The sequence below is a fragment of the Acidovorax sp. LjRoot74 genome (assembly GCF_964254355.1).
Classification (GTDB): domain Bacteria; phylum Pseudomonadota; class Gammaproteobacteria; order Burkholderiales; family Burkholderiaceae_C; genus Acidovorax.
Window position 1 is genome coordinate 3,528,710 of record NZ_CAXUTI020000001.1, and the last position, 16,572, is coordinate 3,545,281.

Sequence of the window (16,572 nt, forward strand, 5' to 3'; positions counted from 1 at the left end):
CAGCGCTGTGGCTTACTTGGCGCCAGCAGCGGCATTCAGCGCCTTGATCACCTTGTCGGTGATGTCATGCTTGGGGTTGATGTAGACGGCCTCTTGCAGGATCACGTCGTACTTCTCGGCTTCAGCCACTTGCTTGACCACCTTGTTGGCACGTTCCAGCACCTGGGACAGCTCTTCGTTCTTGCGGGCGCTCAGGTCTTCCTGGAACTCGCGGCGCTTGCGCTGGAAGTCGCGGTCCTGGTCCACCAGCTGGCGCTGGCGCGTCGTGCGCTGGCTCTCGGCCATAGTGGGGGCTTCGCGTTCGAACTTGTCGGTGGCGGTCTTCAGGGTGTTGCCCAGATCAACGAGCTCTTTCTCGCGGCGGGAGAACTCCTGCTCCAGCTTGGCCTGTGCAGCCTTGGCAGTGCTGGCCTCGCGGAAGATGCGATCGGTGTTGACAAAACCGGCTTTGAATTCCTGCGCCTGCGCAGGGGCTGCGACGGCAACAACGCCAAGCAGCAGGGCCACAGAAAGATGGCGAGAAAAGGATTTCATTAGAAAGACGTTCCGATCTGGAATTGCAATTTTTGGATTTTATCGCCAGCAAACTTGCGCACCGGCTGCGCAAACGCTAAACGCAGCGGGCCGAGCGGGGAAATCCAGCTCAAACCCAGGCCCACGGAGGCACGCATGTCACTGAAAGTGACTTTCTCGTTTTCTCCGTACACATTACCCACGTCCACAAAAGTAAAGACGCGCAGGGTCCGGTCGTTGCCTGCACCTGGGAAGGGAGCAATCAGCTCCGCATTCAGGGTCACTTTTTTCGGGCCACCCAGCGAAGCGCCCGTCACATCGCGCGGGCCCAGCGTGCCTTGGTCAAAGCCACGCACGGAGCCCAGGCCACCCGAGTAGAAGTTCTTGAACACGGGGAAAGGACGGCCATTCATGCCCTTGCCAATGCCCGCTTCGCCGTTGAAGGCCACGGTAAAGCGCTTATTGAGCGGAATGTACTGCTGGTACTGGTAATTGGCCCGCACATAACGCGCATCCCCGGCCACCGACCACTCGGAGTTCAGGCGCTGGTAGCGACCCGAATTGGGCGCCAGGGCGCTGTCCCGGTCGTCGCGCGACCAACCCACCGTCAGGGGAATGGAAGTGCTGGTGTAGCCAAACTTGTCGGCGTAGTACAGGTAGGTGGCGGGAATGTTGGTGCCCGGCTTGATCTGGGTTTGCTCCAGACCACCACCAAAAAACACCGTATCTGTTTCACTGAACGGCACGCCGAAACGCACCGAGGTCCCCGTCGTGACCAGCTGGTAGTTGCCGCCCTGGTCCTCATAGGGCTTGTCGGTACGGTAGTACACGTCCAGCGTGCGCGAGATGCCATCGGCAGTGAAGTAGGGATTGGTCGTGCTGAACACCAGCGTGCGGCGGTACTTGCTGGTGTTGACATCAATCCCCAGGTAATTGCCGGAGCCGAAAATGTTTTCCTGCTTGATACCAAACGACAGCGATGCCTTTTCAGCGCTGGAAAAGCCCACACCCATCTGCAGCGAGCCAGTGGGCTTCTCGGCCACATTGATCACCAGATCCACCTGGTCCGGCGCGCCCGGCACTTCCTGGGTTTCGACATTCACTTCCGTGAAGAAGCCCAGGCGGTCCACGCGATCGCGCGACAGGCGAATCTTGTCGCCGTCGTACCACGAGGCTTCGTACTGGCGGAACTCACGGCGGATCACTTCGTCCCGCGTGCGGTTGTTGCCGCTCACGTTGATGCGACGCACATAGGCCCGGCGCGATGGCTCGGCCTGCACCACCAGAAGGGCGCGGTTGTTTTCGCGATCGATTTCCGGCACGGCCTCGACCCGGGCGAATGCAAAACCGAAACGTGCGAAGTACTCGGAGAATGCCTTGGTGGTCTCGGTCACCTGATCGGCGTTGTAGGGCTCGCCAGGGCGAATGGCCACCAGGGACTTGAACTCGTCCTCACGATCCAGGTAGTTGCCTTCCAGCTTCACCCCCGACACCACAAACCGCTCGCCCTCGGTGATGTTGACGGTGATGGAAATGTCCTGCTTGTCGGGCGAGATCGCCACCTGAGTGGAGTCCACACGGAACTCCAGGTAGCCGCGCTGCAGGTAGTACGAGCGCAGCGTTTCAAGGTCGGCATTGAGCTTGGTGCGCGAATAGCGGTCTGACTTGGTGTACCAGCTGAGCCAGCCGCCTGTGTCCTGGTCAAACAGTCCCTTGAGCGTGGATTCGCTGAAGGCCTTGTTGCCTACCAGGCGCACTTCCTTGATGCGCGCGGGCTCGCCCTCAACCACAGTGAAGGTCAGGTTCACACGGTTGCGCTCGATGGGCGTCACTGTCGTCACCACTTCGGCACCGTACAGGCTCTTGTTGATGTACTGGCGCTTGAGTTCCTGCTCGGCCCGATCGGCCAGAGCCTTGTCATAAGGGCGCCCCTCTGCCAGGCCCACATCGCGCATGGCCTTCTTGAGTGCATCCTTGTCAAACTCGCGGGCCCCCGCAAAGTCCACATCGGCAATGGTGGGGCGCTCTTCGACCACCACCACCAGCACGTTGCCGTTGGCCTCCAGGCGAACGTCCTTGAACAGGCCCAGACCAAAAAGAGCGCGAATCGCCGCAGCGCCCTTTTCATCGTTGTAGTCATCACCCACCCGCAGGGGCATGGAGGCAAACACCGTGCCGGGCTCCACACGCTGCAGACCTTCCACGCGGATGTCCTGCACCTTGAAAGGCTCCAGAGCCCATGCCGCATTGGCGGCAAAAACCATGGCTGCAACGGCCGATGCGGTACGCACGCCCAGGCGATTGATGTGTTTTTTCATGAATGAAGCTGGAGCCGCGATTGCAGAACAATCTGCGGCAAAAGGTTAGCCAAAGAGCCGGGTGATATCGTTGAACAGGGCTATGGACATCATGAGAAGCAGGACCGCAACGCCTCCACGTTGCAGACGCTCCATCCATGCGTCCGACACTCCCCTGCCCGTGACACCCTCCCAAAGATAATACATCAGGTGCCCACCGTCCAAGACAGGCAGCGGCAGCAGGTTCAACACCCCCAGACTCACGCTGATCAGGGCAAGAAACACCAGGTACTGGGTCAGTCCCATGCTGGCCGAACGTCCTGCGTAGTCGGCAATCGTCAAGGGGCCGCTCAGATTCTTGAGAGATGCCTCGCCGATGACCATGCGCCCCATCATGCGCAAGGTCAGCACCGACACATCCCAGGTCTTGACCGCCCCAGCCCAGGCGCCTTCGAACAGGCCGTACTCTACAGTCACAAACTCGGGGGGCGTGCCCACAAAGGCACCAATGCGCCCCACCGTGGCACCCTGCTCCTGCTTGGCTTCGGGCAACACATCCAGTGTGAGCAGCTGCCCCGCACGGTCAATGCGCCAGGCCTGCGACAGGGGCTCGTTGCCGCGCAAGGACTGGCGGATCAACTCGCGCAGTTGCTGCCCGTCCACCACATCGGCCGCCCCCAGCTTGAGCACCACATCGCCCTGGCGCAGGCCAGCGCGGGCTGCAGCGCTATCGGGCATGACCTCACCCAGTACCGGGCGTGTCCACGGGCCCAGAATCCCGATCTTGCGGAACAGCTGGGCATCGGCCTCGCGGCTGTCGATGCCCGACATGTCCAGCAGGATCTCCCGGTGTGCAGCGCCTGCTTGCGGCTTCACATCCAGGCGCACGTTCTGCCCTTCGAGCGCACCACGCGTGAGCAGCCAGCGCAGGTCCTCGAACGAACGGACGGGCTCCATCTCCTCCGCACCCAGCGCCGCACGCTCTACCAACTCGCCCCCCCGCAGGCCCGCCTTGTGCGCGACCGATCCGGCCACCGGGCTGGCCAGCAGGGCGCGAGGCTCCTCCACGCCATTCCAGTTCACGATGGAGTACAGCAGCACGGCAAGCAGCAGGTTGGCCACAGGTCCCGCCGCCACGATGGCGGCACGGTAGCGCAAAGGCTGGGTGTTGAACGCGAGGTGGCGCTCTTCGGCGGGCACCGGCGCCTCACGCTCGTCCAGCATGCGCACATAGCCGCCCAGAGGGAATGCACCCACCACAAACTCTGTGGGAGACCCCTTGGGTTGCCAGCGCAGCAGGGGCTGGCCAAAGCCCACCGAGAAACGCAACACCTTCACACCGCACGCCACGGCCACCCGGTAGTGCCCGTACTCATGCACCGCAATCAGAAGACCGAGGGCCACGATGAAAGCAACAATGGTCAGCAGCATGGCGAAGATTCCGTAGGTCGGGGTGCTCAGGCCGCCAGTCGGCCTGCAGCATGCTCAGCGGCGCTGCGGGCCTGGGCGTCCAGATCCAGCAGGGCTTCGAGCGAATCCGGCTTGGAGGGCATCACGGCCTCCAAAGTTGCAAGGTTGACCGCATGGATACGGTCAAACCGCAAACGCCCGGACAAAAACGCTCCCACGGCCACCTCATTCGCGGCATTCAGCACGGCGGTCGTGCCCTCGGCCGCCTTCAGCGCCTGCCAGGACAGGTGCAGGCCCGGGAAACGGATGGGATCGGCCTCCTCGAATGCCAGCGCGCTCAATGTCGAAAAGTCCAGCTTGCTGGCGCCGCTGGCAATGCGTTCGGGCCAGGCCAGGCCACAGGCGATAGGCACACGCATGTCCGGCGTGCCCAACTGGGCCAGGATGGATGCATCCCTGAACTGCACCATGGAGTGGATGATCTGCTGCGGGTGGATCACCACCTTGATCTGGTCCGGATGCAGGTCGAACAGCCAGCGCGCCTCGATCACCTCCAGCGCCTTGTTCATCATGGTGGCCGAATCGACCGATATCTTGCGGCCCATCGAGAAGTTGGGGTGGGCACAGGCCTGGGCCGGAGTGATTTCAGCCAGGGTCGCAGGATCGCGCTGGCGGAATGGCCCCCCGGACGCAGTGAGCAGGATGCTGTCCACCCGGTCGGGCCAGGTGGAAGCGTCTTCAGGCAGGCACTGGAAGATCGCGGAATGCTCGCTGTCGATGGGCAACAGCGTAGCGCCCCCCTGGCGCACCGTCTGCATGAACAAGCCGCCCCCCACCACCAGCGCCTCTTTGTTGGCCAGCAAGAGCCGCTTGCCCGCCCGAGCGGCGGCCAGGCAGGGTGCCAGGCCTGCAGCCCCCACGATGGCGGCCATCACGGCATCGACATCGGGATGAGATGCTATATTTTCAATAGCATTATTTTCAATCAGGACGCGCGTAGGCAGGTTATTTTCTTTGATTTTTTCAGCCAGCTGCTGCGCATGGGGCGTGCTGGCCATCACCGCATAGCGGGGCCGGAACTGCGCGCACTGGGCCAGCAGCAAATCCACCTGGGTGGCCGCGCTCAGGGCAAACACCTCGAAACGATCCGGGTGGCGGGCCACCACATCGAGGGTGCTGGTGCCGATGGAGCCGGTGGAACCGAGGACGGTGATTTTTTGTTTCATCATGGGGTCGTGAGACGCGTGAGCATCATGGCCAGGGGCAAGGTCGGCAGCAGGGCGTCCACGCGGTCGAGCACGCCGCCGTGCCCGGGCAGCAATCCGCTGCTGTCCTTGACCCCTGCGCTGCGCTTGATGAGAGATTCCACCAGGTCACCAGACACGCTCATGACCACCATGAACAAGGCCGCGACCACCAGCAGCCACCAGCCCTGCTGCGCCATGCGGCTGTAGAAGCTGGGCACGGCCGCTTGCCAGTGGGCATCGGCCGCCACCCAGACAAACGCCATCACGACCACGCCTGCCAGCCCGCCCCACACGCCTTCCCAGCTCTTGCCCGGACTGATGGAAGGGGCCAGCTTGCCCTTGGTAAAGCGCAGACCAAAAGCACGGCCCGCAAAGTAGGCAAAGATGTCTGCCACCCATACCAGCAGCAGCACCGACAGCAAAAAGTTGATGCCCACATTGCGCGCCTGCACCACGGCCAGCCACGCCAGCCACAAGGCAAGCACCCCGGCGACCAGGCGCACCATTGCCGGAATACGGGGCCAGCCCGGCACCCCGGCCTGAAGCAGCCAGGCAGCAGCCAGCACCCAGAGCCCGCCGCCCACCACCCACAGCGCCGTCAGCGGGCGATCCACCCAGCCCAGCGCCCAGGAGCCTGCACACAATGCCGTGCAGACAGCCCCCACAGCCACGGCACCCGCCTGGCCCAGGCCGCTCAGGCGGCCCCACTCCCACGCGCCTGCGGCCATGAGCACGAGCACCACCAGGGTAAAAGGCACGGTGGAGGGGTAAAAAAGCGCTGGCAGCAGGATGGCCAGCAGAACCAGGGCGGTGATGACACGCTGTTTGAGCATGGGGCCTTTCAGAACTTGCTGGGGTTCTCAGCCCGGCATCGGATCAGGGTGCGCGGACAGGATTTGTTCGGAGGTTTTGCCGAAGCGGCGCTCGCGGCTGCTGAAGGCGGCAATCGCCTCATCCAGTGCCGACTCATCAAAATCCGGCCACAGCCGGTCGCTGAAGACAAATTCTGCATATGCAGACTGCCACAGCAAGAAGTTGCTGATCCGCATTTCACCGCCAGTGCGGATCACCAGGTCCGGGTCGGGCACGTGGGACATGCCCATCGCGCCGTGCAGACTGGCTTCGGTGATGGCTTCGCCGCGCGCGGCAAGCGACGCTGCCGCCTGGGCAATGTCCCAGCGGCCGCCGTAGTTGAAACACACGTTGAGCACCAGGCGCGTGTTATCGGCCGTGGCCGCCTCTGCCTGGGCCAGGCCGTCACGCACCTTCTGAGAAAGGCCGGCACGCTCGCCCACGAAGTACACGCGGACCCCGTCTTTCTTGAGCTGCGGCACTTCTCGGCCCAGCGCCAGCGCCAGCAGTTCCATGAGGCCGGACACCTCGTCCGCAGGGCGGTTCCAATTTTCGGAAGAGAAAGCAAAGACGGTCAGCACCGCCACGCCACGCTCGGCGCAGGCGCGCACACAGCGGCGCAGCGAATCCACCCCTTGCTTATGGCCTGCCAAGCGCGGCAAGAAGCGCCGCTTGGCCCAACGGCCGTTGCCATCCATGACGATGGCGATGTGGTGTGGCACCACCGGAGTTAAAGACATGGGAACGATCAAGCCCTGGGGGCTTAAACCGCCATGATTTCCTGCTCTTTGCCTGCCACCAGCGCATCGATCTCGGCGATGTGCTTGTCGGTGAACTTTTGCACGTCGGTTTCGGCGCGCTTCTGGTCGTCTTCGGAAGCGAGTTTGTCCTTGACCAGCTTCTTGACGGATTCGTTGGCATCACGGCGCAGGTTGCGCACGGCGATCTTGGCGCTTTCGCCTTCGTTGCGGGCCAGCTTGGTCATTTCCTTGCGGCGCTCTTCGCTCATGGGGGGCATGGGCACGCGGATCAGGTCGCCCATGGAGGCCGGGTTCAGGCCCAGATCGCTTTCGCGAATGGCCTTTTCAATCTTGGCGCCCATGCCCTTTTCCCAGGGTTGCACGCTGATGGTGCGCGAATCGATCAGGGCCACGTTGGCCACCTGGCTCAGAGGCACGAGGGAGCCGTAGTACTCGACCTGCACCGTGTCGAGCAGCGCGGGGTTGGCGCGACCGGTGCGGATCTTCTGCAGGTTGTTCTTGAAGGCCGTGATGGACTGGTCCATCTTGGTCTCTGTGGTTTTCTTGATGTCGGCAATCGTCATGTTTTCTCCTCGGGGCCGGCCTGCATCCGGTGCAGACCCATCCATCGTCGTCAAGCGTAAACCAGCGTACCTTCGTCTTCACCCATCACCACGCGCTTCAGGGCGCCGTGCTTGATGATGGAGAACACCTTCACCGGCAGCTTCTGGTCGCGGCACAGGGCAAACGCGGTCGCATCCATGATGCCCAGATTGCGGGACATGGCCTCGTCAAAACTCAGCTTGGTGTAGCGCGTGGCCGTGGGGTCCTTCTGGGGGTCGGCAGTATAAACGCCGTCCACCTTGGTGGCCTTGAGCACCAGCTCGGCACCGATCTCTGCACCGCGCAACGCTGCGGCGGTGTCGGTGGTGAAGAAAGGATTGCCCGTACCAGCGGCAAACACAACGACCTTGCCCTCTTCGAGGTACTGCAAGGCCTTGGGTCGCACATAGGGCTCAACCACCTGCTCGATGGCGATGGCGGACATCACGCGGGCCACAAGGCCCTGCTTGTCCATGGCATCGGCCAGGGCCAGCGCGTTCATCACGGTGGCCAGCATGCCCATGTAGTCGGCGGTGGCGCGGTCCATACCGACCGAGCCGCCCGCGACTCCACGGAAAATATTGCCCCCACCGATCACCACCGCCACCTGCACACCCAGGCGGGTGACTTCGGCAATCTCTTCCACCATGCGGACGATGGTGGCACGGTTGATGCCAAAGGCGTCATCCCCCATCAGCGCCTCACCAGACAGCTTGAGCAGGATGCGCTTGTGGGCTGGTGCAGCGTGGGACATGGGTGATTTCTCCAAAGGCAGGTACGGCGGTAAAAAATGTGGGTGACGTGGCTGCAGTGCAGCCGATCAGGCTGCAGCGGCCTTGGCAGCAGCCACTTGGGCAGCCACTTCGGCAGCGAAGTCGTCAGCCTTCTTCTCAATGCCTTCGCCCACAACGTACAAGGTGAAACCCTTCACGTTGGTGTTGGCAGCCTTGAGCATCTGGGCCACGGTTTGCTTGCCGTCGGCAGCCTTCACGAAGACCTGGTCGGCCAGCGAGACTTCCTTCAGGTACTTCTGCACGGCGCCGTCGATGCGCTTGGCCGTGATTTCGGCGCTTTGTGCAGGCTTGCCAGCAGCGACGAGTTCCTTGTTGGCTTCGTCAGCCTTGCCTTCTGCCACCGAGCGCTCTTTGGCGATCAGGTCGGCAGGCACGTCGGCGCTGGTCAGGGCCACGGGCTTCATGGCGGCCACGTGCATGGCGACATCCTTGGCAGCGGCTGCATCACCGTCGAACTCGACGACCACACCGATGCGCGAACCGTGCAGGTAGGCAGCCAGGTTGGAACCGCTGAAGCGCTTGAAGCGGCGGAACGACATGTTCTCGCCGATCTTGCCGATCAGGCCCTTGCGCACGTCTTCCAGCGTGGGGCCGAAGCTGTCTTGCTCGTAGGCCAGGGCACCCAGGGCTCCGATGTCGACAGGATTATGCTCGGCCACCAGCTTGGCAGCGGCGCTGGCCATAGCGATGAAGCTGTCGTTCTTGGAGACGAAATCGGTTTCGCTGTTCACTTCGATCAAGGCACCCACGTTGCCGTTGATGAAGCTGGCGACCACGCCTTCAGCCGTCACGCGCGAGGCGGCCTTGCCAGCCTTGGTGCCCAGCTTGACGCGCAGCAGTTCTTCCGCCTTGGCCATGTCGCCGTCGGCTTCCGTCAGCGCCTTCTTGCATTCCATCATGGGGGCATCGGTCTTGCCACGCAGTTCAGCGACCATGCTTGCGGTAATTGCAGCCATCTTTATTCCTTCAGTGTTCAGTTCAATCGATTGGATTCAGCCTAAAAAAAAGGGGGCTCACCAGGGGCCCCGCTTTTCTTCGCGACGTATCGCGCAGCCGGGTATCAGGCGGCGGCTTCTTGCACTTCCACGAACTCGTCCGAGCTTTCGGACGAAGCGGCCTTGACCACTTCGTTCACGGCGTTGGCGCGGCCTTCGATGATCGCGTCAGCGATGCCACGGGCGTACAGCGTCACGGCCTTGGCCGAGTCGTCGTTGCCGGGGATCACGTAGTCGATGCCTTCGGGCGAGTGGTTGGTATCCACCACACCGATCAGCGGAATGCCCAGCTTCTTGGCTTCAGCGACTGCGATCTTGTGGAAGCCCACGTCGATGATGAAGATGGCGTCGGGCAGAGCAGCCATGTCCTGGATGCCGCCGATGTCCTTTTCGAGCTTTTCGATTTCGCGGGAGAACGTCAGTTGCTCCTTCTTGCTCAGGCTGTCCAGACCAGCTTCTTGCTGGGCCTTCATGTCCTTCAGGCGCTTGATCGAGGTCTTCACAGTCTTGAAGTTCGTCAGCATGCCACCCAGCCAGCGCTGATCCACAAAGGGCACGCCAGCGCGCAGGGCTTCGGTGGACAGGATTTCACGGGCTTGGCGCTTCGTGCCGACCATCAGAATCGTGCCGCGGTTGGCTGCCAGTTGCTTGGCGAACTTTTGGGCTTCCTGGAACAGTGGCAGCGACTTTTCCAGGTTGATGATGTGAATCTTGTTGCGATGGCCGAAGATGTAGGGGGCCATCTTGGGGTTCCAGAAGCGGGTTTGGTGACCGAAGTGGACACCGGCTTCCAGCATTTCGCGCATGGTAACGGACATAAAAATACTCCAAAGGTTAGGTCTAAAATCAGCCCCAATATTTGCGGTGCCGTGATCCTCACGAACACCGCAACACCTTGACAGGGCTGCTTTGCGATTGGTCTTGCCGCAGCGGCTACGCGGGTTGTGCAAACCTTGCACCACTGCGCTACTGCTCCCAGCAAAACCCAAAGATTCTAGCACACCATGCTTCCTGATCTGATCGCCACCCGCGAGCAACTGCGGGACGGCGCCACCACCGCGCCTGCCGAACTGGAACGCTGCATTGCCGCCGCCCAGGCCCCAGCCAACACCCACAGCTTTGTTCGGACCCTGTTCGACGTGGCGCGCACCACAGTGGTGCAACCCGATGCGGGCCGGAAGCCCCTGGCGGGGCTGGCGGTGTCGGTCAAAGACCTGTTCGATATTGCGGGCCAGGCCACGCCCGCAGGTTCCACCGTGCTGACCGACGCACCCGCCGCTGCCCAGGACTGCCCTGCGGTCGCACGCCTGCGGGCCGCCGGGGCCAGCCTGATTGGCCGCACGAACATGGTGGAGTTCGCCTTTTCGGGCGTGGGCGTGAACCCGCACCACGGCACACCCGCCGCCTGGGATGCCCGGTTTGGCGCCCTGCCAGGTGCACCGCGCGTGCCCGGCGGCTCATCCTCTGGCGCCGGGGTGTCGGTCGCCACCGGCGCGGCGTTCATCGGGCTGGGGTCGGACACCGGTGGCTCTATCCGCATTCCTGCAGCGCTCAACGGCATCGTGGGCTTCAAGAACACCGCCCGGCTGGTGCCCACTGCTGGCGCCGTGCCGCTGTCCACGACCCTGGACACTGCCTGCGCCATGACGCGCACCGTGCGCGACGCCATCGTGGCGCACGAGGTACTGGCCACCCGGCGCGTGACGCGCAGTCTGGCGCCGCTGTCGCAATACCGGCTGGCTGTGCCGTCCACCCTCTTCCTCGACGGACTGGACGCCACCGTGGCCCGCGCCTTTGAACGCAGCGTGGAAGCCCTGCGCCAGGCGGGCGCCCAGATCGACACCATCGCCCTGCCCGCTGTGCTGGAGCAGCCCGCCTATGGTTTTGCAGCCCCTGAAGCCTACGCGTGGCACCGCGCGCTGCTGCAGCGCACAGGTGACCGCTACGACCCCCGGGTGCGCATGCGCATTGAAAAAGGCGCCAGGCTGATGGCCTGGGAATACATCGACCTGCTGCAGGCTCGCCAGCAATGGATTGCACGCATGCTCGCCGACATGGAGCCCTACGACGCCCTGCTGTCCCCCACCGTGCCCATCGTGGCGCCGCTGCTGGCCGATGTCGCGCCCGCAGACGGCGCGGACAAGGTGCGGGACGCCGCCCGCGACGCAGAATTCTTCCGCGTGAACAACCTGCTGCTGCGCAACACCAGCGTGGTCAATCTGCTGGACGGCTGTGCGCTGTCGCTGCCCTGCCATGTGCAGGGGGAACTCCCCGTGGGCCTGATGGTCTGGCACGGGGCCTTGCGCGATGACACAGTGCTCAACATCAGCCTGCAGATCGAGCAAACACTACAAAAATAATAGCTACTTGCGCTTTACCAACGCGCGCAAGAGGCCAAAAAACATCCAAATTTCATGAAGATTGCCATCGTGGGCGCCGGCATTGTCGGCGTCACCACTGCGTATGAACTGGCCCGTGACGGCCATGAAGTCACTGTCTATGACCAGCGCAGCGCCGCCGCCGAAGAGGCCAGCTTTGCCACGGCGGGCCTGCTGGCGCCCCTGCTGCTCAGCCCCTGGGCACTGCCGGGCTTTGGGCAGACGCTGCGCCTGCTCGGGTCACAGACCACTCTGCGCCTGGCCGGGGGCATCAACCAGGGCAACCTGGCCTGGCTGTGGCGCTGGCGCGCTGCGGGCCAAACCCACAGCGCACCGGCCGCAGCCCTGGAGCGGCTAGCGCAATACAGCCAGACGCGTGTGCAAACCATCGCCAGCCAGCACGACCTGGACTACGAAGCCAGCGAAGGTCGGCTGGTGCTGCTGCACACCGAACAAGAACGCGCCGCCTTGCAACCCGCGCTGCAGGTGCTGCGGGACCTGGGCGTGGCAGCGCACGAAATCGATGCCGACGCAGCCCGCAAGATCGAGCCCGGCCTGTCCCCCGAGGCGCCGCTGGCGGGCGCCATCCACCTGCCCGGCGCCAGTGCAGGAAACTGCCGCCTGTTTGCGCAGCTGCTGCGCCAGGGCACCCAGGGTGCGGGCGTGCACTTTGCGTTCAACACCCGCATCGACCGCATCCACAGCAGCCCTCTGGGCCTGCAGGTACAGGGCGAGCTGGAGTCCCGCCGCTGCGATGCCGTGGTGCTGTGTGCAGGCATGGCGTCGGCAGCACTGCTGCCCGCGCTGGGGCTGCGCCTTCCAATGACGGCGGTGCATGGCTACTCGGTCAGCGCGCCACTGCGCGAAGCCACCCATGCACCGCGCGCCAGCGTGGTGGACATGGGCCAGCAGATCTCCATCACCCGCCTGGGCCAGCGCGTGCGCATTGCGGGCGGTGCCGAGCTGGCAGGCGCCAGCGCGGAGCACCATGCGCCCACGCTGCAGCGCCTTTACCGCACGCTGAACGACTGGTTCCCCGGTGGCGCCCAGCTGTCATCCAACCTGCAGATCTGGCGCGGCGCCCGCACCATGCTGCCCGATGGGGCGCCGATGCTGGGTGCCAGCGGCGTGCCAGGCCTGTGGCTCAACACCGGCCACGGCGCAGGCGGCTGGGCCCTGGCCTGCGGCAGTGCGCGGGCGCTGGCCGACCTGATTGCGCAACGCACGCCTGAGGTGTCACTGGACGGACTGGGCATGCGCCGGTTCTAACCCGCCGCACGCTTTCGCGGGCACGGACGGCGACGCACAATGGCAGGCGCACGGCATGGCGCCGTGCAGCACCTGCCACCACCATGCACCGCATCACTGCCCACCAGCCCCACCCGCTGTTCCACACCGCCGCCACCCGCCGCATCGAGCAGGCAGCGGCCACCACCCTGCCTCCGCACACGCTGATGCAGCGCGCGGGCCTGGCCGTGGCACAACTGGCCCAGGCCCTGGCGCCCCACGCGCGCACGGTGTGGATCGCCTGCGGCCCGGGCAACAACGGCGGCGACGGGCTGGAGGCCGCCATGCACCTGCGGCGCCAAAGCCGCAACGTGGTGGTGACCTGGCTGGGCCACCCCGACAAGGCCCCACCGGACGCCAAGGCATCGTGGCAGCGCGCCCAGGCTGCTGGCGTGGCATGGGCCGACGCGCCCCCGGCCGACCTGGGCCCGCAAGACCTGTGCATTGACGCATTGCTGGGCATTGGCGCGTCCTCGTCGCCCCAGGGTCCCATCCGTGTGCCCGACGCGCGGCTGGTGGCCTGCCTGCACGCCCTGCAGCACAGCCCGGCACCCGTGCTGGCGGTGGACCTGCCCAGCGGGCTGGATGCCGACACAGGCCAGTTCGCGGCAGGTTTTGCGCCCCCGGCCTCGCCGCACCACCATCCCCACATGCCGAGCCCTGAGCGCCACACGCTGAGCCTGCTGACCCTCAAGCCCGGCCTGTTTACCGCTGCCGGACGCGATGCCGCAGGCCAGGTGTGGTGGGACGACCTGGGCACCGACCCCGGGCATGAGGCACCCACGGCCTGGCTCTGTGGCCCGCCGCTGCCCGCCCACCGCACCCACGCCAGCCACAAGGGCAGCTATGGCGACGTGGCCGTGGTGGGTGGCGAGGGCTTGGCAAAACGCGGCATGGGCATGGCAGGCGCAGCGCTGCTGACTGCGTCGGCCGCCCTGCACAGCGGTGCGGGCCGGGTGCTCGTGGCACTGCTGGACGAGGGGCATCTGCAACTGGACCCGCAGCAGCCCGAGCTGATGCTCCGCCGGTTTGACGCCCTCGCACTCGAACAGCTCACCGTGGTCTGCGGCTGTGGCGGCGGCCAGGCCATCGCTCGCGTGCTGCCCGATGTCATCATCCGCGCAGCCCGCCTGGTGCTGGATGCCGATGCACTCAACACCATCGCCACCCAGGCCGCATTGCATGCGCTGGTGGTGGCGCGTGGGCAGCATGGGCAGCCCACGGTCATCACCCCCCACCCGCTGGAGGCCGCGCGCCTGCTGGGCCTGACCACCGCCGAAGTCCAGGCCGACCGACTGTATGCGGCGCAGCAACTCGCAGACCAATTCAATTGCGTGGCCGTGCTCAAGGGTTCGGGCACCGTGATTGCTGCACCCGACCGCGTCCCCGCCGTCAACCCCACAGGCAATGCACGGCTGGCCACGGCGGGCACGGGCGATGTGCTGGCGGGCATGGTGGGCGCGCACCTGGCCGCTGGCGCCAGCGCATTGCGCGCAGCGAGCGAAGCGGTGTACGAGCACGGGCAGGTCGCGGATGCATGGCCTGCGGGCCTGGCCCTCACCGCCAGCGCGCTGGCGCGGCGTATGGGCGGGTGACAGGGGTCAATCCAACAGCGTGACCTGCTTAAGCGGCTTGAGCACACTCGACGGCGTCATGCCAAAGGTCTGGCGGAACATGCGGCTGAAATGCGCCGAGTCCGCAAAGTCGCCGTGCAGCGCCGCATCTGTCAGGCGCGGGCTGACCGCCAACCCGGCCATGGCCAGCCGCACCTGCGACCACACGCGGTAGCTGCGCAGGCTCACACCCATTTCGGCGCGGAACAAATGGTTGAAGCGCGAGGCAGACAGCTGCACCCCGGACGCCAATCCCGCCCGCGCCAGGCGCCCCTGTTCCTGCTGCGGGCGGCGCAGGGCATGCAGGCTACGGGCCACGCGCGGGTCCAGCGGGGGCGCCGCCTGCAGCAGGTGGCGCTGAAGCAGGGCTGGTAGATCAAAGGCGCGCAGATGGCCTTCCATGGCCGCTCGCGCGCCCACCGGCGTTGCCACATCCAGCAGCACGCCACCCTGCCGCTGGAACACGCTGCGCAGGCTGCGCGCCTCCGGCGAATCCGGCTCCAGGTACACCAGCGCCACCACTTCACCGCAGGGGTCGAACAGATGCTCCACCCCGGCATCCACCAGCGCGCTGTGACAGGTCTCCATCAGCCCTTCGCCCCAGCGCAACGCGAACCGGCCTGAGAGCCCCATCAGCAGCACGGGCGACGCGTGGCAATGCCAGCCCGTGGCCGGGATCTCGCCCACGTACAGCGCGCGGTCAATGCCCAGCGTCAGGGTGTTCGTGCGCTGCGGCATAGCCCAAACCTACAAGTCTTGCGGCACGGTTGTCGGTAGCCTTGCCCGGCCCCAGCGCGCCCTCGCAGCGCCACGCATCCGATCGTTCTTTTGGAGACTGGTTCTTGAAACGCATTGCCTTCTTTTCTGTTGCCGCCGCCCTCGCCCTGGGCGGCGCAGGCCTCTACTACGGCGCGCCGTCGCTGCTCAAGGAGCCCCTGCTCCACATCAACCGCAGCCTCTCGGGCATGGAAGAAAAAAACACCACCGCCGCACTGCACACCATTCACTACCTGGACAGCGGTGCGCCATCCCAACCAGCGCCCGGCAACCCAGGCGCCACGCCCCTGGTGCTGCTGCACGGCATATTTGCGGAGAAGGACCATTGGGTGGATTTTGCGCGCCCCCTCACCGGTCAGTACCGGGTGATTGCCCCAGACTTCCCCGGTTTTGGCGAGAGCACACGGCTGGAAGACCAGCCTTATGACTACGCCGCGCACACCCAGCGCCTGGACGCGCTGCTGGATGCGCTGGGCATTGAGAAGGCCCACCTCGCGGGCAACTCCATGGGCGGCACCATTGCCGCGCTGTTTGCGCTGCAGCACCCCGAGCGCGTGGCCAGCGTGGCTTTCATCGGGGCGCCCCACGGCATCCGCTCGCCACAGCCCAGCACCATGGACCGTCTTATCGATGCCGGGCAGCGCCCACTGGTGGCCCACGATGCCGCAGCCTTCCGCGCCATGATGGACCTGGTGTTTGAAAAACGCCCTTTCCTGCCCTACCCCATCCTGCATGCCACCGAGCAGGCGGCGCTGGGCAATGCGCCGTCAGACACCCGCCTGTGGGATGCGCAGCTCAAAGACCGCTACCTGCTAGAGCAGCGGCTGGTCGGCCTGCAACAGCACCCCGTGCTCGTGCTGTGGGGCGACAAAGACCGCGTGTTTGACCGTTCGGGCCTACAGCCTTTGCAGAAGCTATTGCCCCAGGCGCAGCTGGAGGCCCTGCCCGGCATCGGCCATCTGCCCATGATGGAAGCGCCCGCCGACACGGCGCAGCGGTATGCGCGTTTTCTGGAGGGCCTCGCCCCGCCCAGCGCGCCGGCATCCCAGAAAATTCAATAAAAATA

Annotated in this window: 15 protein-coding genes; 4 read left to right on the top strand and 11 right to left on the bottom strand. The window is 64.9% G+C overall.

Features of this window, described 5'->3' with window-relative positions; translation table 11 throughout:
• Nucleotides 1-12: 12 nt before the first annotated feature.
• From ACSQ3O_RS16595 to rpsB, 10 genes are all read right to left on the bottom strand, one after another.
• Nucleotides 13-534 carry an OmpH family outer membrane protein gene (locus tag ACSQ3O_RS16595; RefSeq protein ID WP_063459514.1) on the bottom strand — a complete coding sequence of 174 codons (522 nt, stop codon included), beginning with the start codon at nt 532-534 and terminating at the stop codon, nt 13-15.
• Entirely contained in the window at nt 534-2,831 is a 2,298-nt protein-coding gene (gene bamA, locus ACSQ3O_RS16600) for an outer membrane protein assembly factor BamA (protein WP_436139708.1), read from the bottom strand. The genes ACSQ3O_RS16595 and bamA overlap by 1 nt, the downstream gene beginning before the upstream one ends.
• Before the next feature lie 45 nt (nt 2,832-2,876).
• Nucleotides 2,877-4,241, bottom strand: coding sequence for an RIP metalloprotease RseP (gene rseP / locus ACSQ3O_RS16605; RefSeq protein WP_436139709.1), 1,365 nt, complete (start codon nt 4,239-4,241; stop codon nt 2,877-2,879).
• 26 nt (nt 4,242-4,267) lie between these two features.
• On the bottom strand, nt 4,268-5,446 hold the full coding sequence (ispC, locus tag ACSQ3O_RS16610) for a 1-deoxy-D-xylulose-5-phosphate reductoisomerase (protein ID WP_436141138.1): 1,179 nt from the start codon (nt 5,444-5,446) through the stop codon (nt 4,268-4,270).
• The gene (locus tag ACSQ3O_RS16615; RefSeq protein ID WP_436139710.1) at nt 5,446-6,300 is read right to left on the bottom strand and encodes a phosphatidate cytidylyltransferase; all 855 of its coding nucleotides are present in this window, start codon (nt 6,298-6,300) and stop codon (nt 5,446-5,448) included. Before ACSQ3O_RS16615 ends, ispC begins: the two co-directional genes overlap by 1 nt.
• A gap of 27 nt (nt 6,301-6,327) precedes the next feature.
• Nucleotides 6,328-7,059, bottom strand: coding sequence for a polyprenyl diphosphate synthase (gene uppS, locus ACSQ3O_RS16620; protein ID WP_436139711.1), 732 nt, complete (start codon nt 7,057-7,059; stop codon nt 6,328-6,330).
• A gap of 23 nt (nt 7,060-7,082) precedes the next feature.
• The gene (frr, locus tag ACSQ3O_RS16625; protein WP_137748323.1) at nt 7,083-7,643 is read right to left on the bottom strand and encodes a ribosome recycling factor; all 561 of its coding nucleotides are present in this window, start codon (nt 7,641-7,643) and stop codon (nt 7,083-7,085) included.
• A 50-nt stretch (nt 7,644-7,693) separates the two neighbouring features.
• Complete coding sequence (gene pyrH, locus ACSQ3O_RS16630) at nt 7,694-8,416, bottom strand: UMP kinase (RefSeq protein ID WP_026436856.1); 723 nt, start codon at nt 8,414-8,416, stop codon at nt 7,694-7,696.
• A gap of 66 nt (nt 8,417-8,482) precedes the next feature.
• Nucleotides 8,483-9,412, bottom strand: coding sequence for a translation elongation factor Ts (gene tsf / locus ACSQ3O_RS16635; protein WP_436139712.1), 930 nt, complete (start codon nt 9,410-9,412; stop codon nt 8,483-8,485).
• Nucleotides 9,413-9,516: 104 nt separating this feature from the next.
• Nucleotides 9,517-10,269, bottom strand: a complete 753-nt coding sequence (gene rpsB / locus ACSQ3O_RS16640) for a 30S ribosomal protein S2 (RefSeq protein WP_436139713.1) — start codon at nt 10,267-10,269, stop codon at nt 9,517-9,519.
• 186 nt (nt 10,270-10,455) lie between these two features.
• Between rpsB and ACSQ3O_RS16645 the strand changes: the two genes are divergently transcribed.
• The 3 genes from ACSQ3O_RS16645 (at nt 10,456) to ACSQ3O_RS16655 (ending at nt 14,711) form a co-directional block, all read left to right on the top strand.
• Nucleotides 10,456-11,811 (top strand): amidase, encoded by a 1,356-nt coding sequence (locus tag ACSQ3O_RS16645; RefSeq protein WP_436139714.1) that lies wholly within the window; start codon nt 10,456-10,458, stop codon nt 11,809-11,811.
• A gap of 54 nt (nt 11,812-11,865) precedes the next feature.
• The gene (locus ACSQ3O_RS16650; protein ID WP_436139715.1) at nt 11,866-13,098 is read left to right on the top strand and encodes an FAD-dependent oxidoreductase; all 1,233 of its coding nucleotides are present in this window, start codon (nt 11,866-11,868) and stop codon (nt 13,096-13,098) included.
• An 83-nt stretch (nt 13,099-13,181) separates the two neighbouring features.
• Nucleotides 13,182-14,711, top strand: a complete 1,530-nt coding sequence (locus ACSQ3O_RS16655) for an NAD(P)H-hydrate dehydratase (protein WP_436139716.1) — start codon at nt 13,182-13,184, stop codon at nt 14,709-14,711.
• A 6-nt stretch (nt 14,712-14,717) separates the two neighbouring features.
• On the opposite strand, the gene ACSQ3O_RS16660 is transcribed toward ACSQ3O_RS16655, so the two are convergent.
• Nucleotides 14,718-15,467, bottom strand: a complete 750-nt coding sequence (locus ACSQ3O_RS16660) for a helix-turn-helix domain-containing protein (protein WP_436139717.1) — start codon at nt 15,465-15,467, stop codon at nt 14,718-14,720.
• A 104-nt stretch (nt 15,468-15,571) separates the two neighbouring features.
• Here ACSQ3O_RS16660 and ACSQ3O_RS16665 point away from each other — a divergent pair, with 104 nt between their 5' ends.
• Complete coding sequence (locus ACSQ3O_RS16665) at nt 15,572-16,567, top strand: alpha/beta fold hydrolase (RefSeq protein WP_436139718.1); 996 nt, start codon at nt 15,572-15,574, stop codon at nt 16,565-16,567.
• Nucleotides 16,568-16,572: the final 5 nt, after the last annotated feature.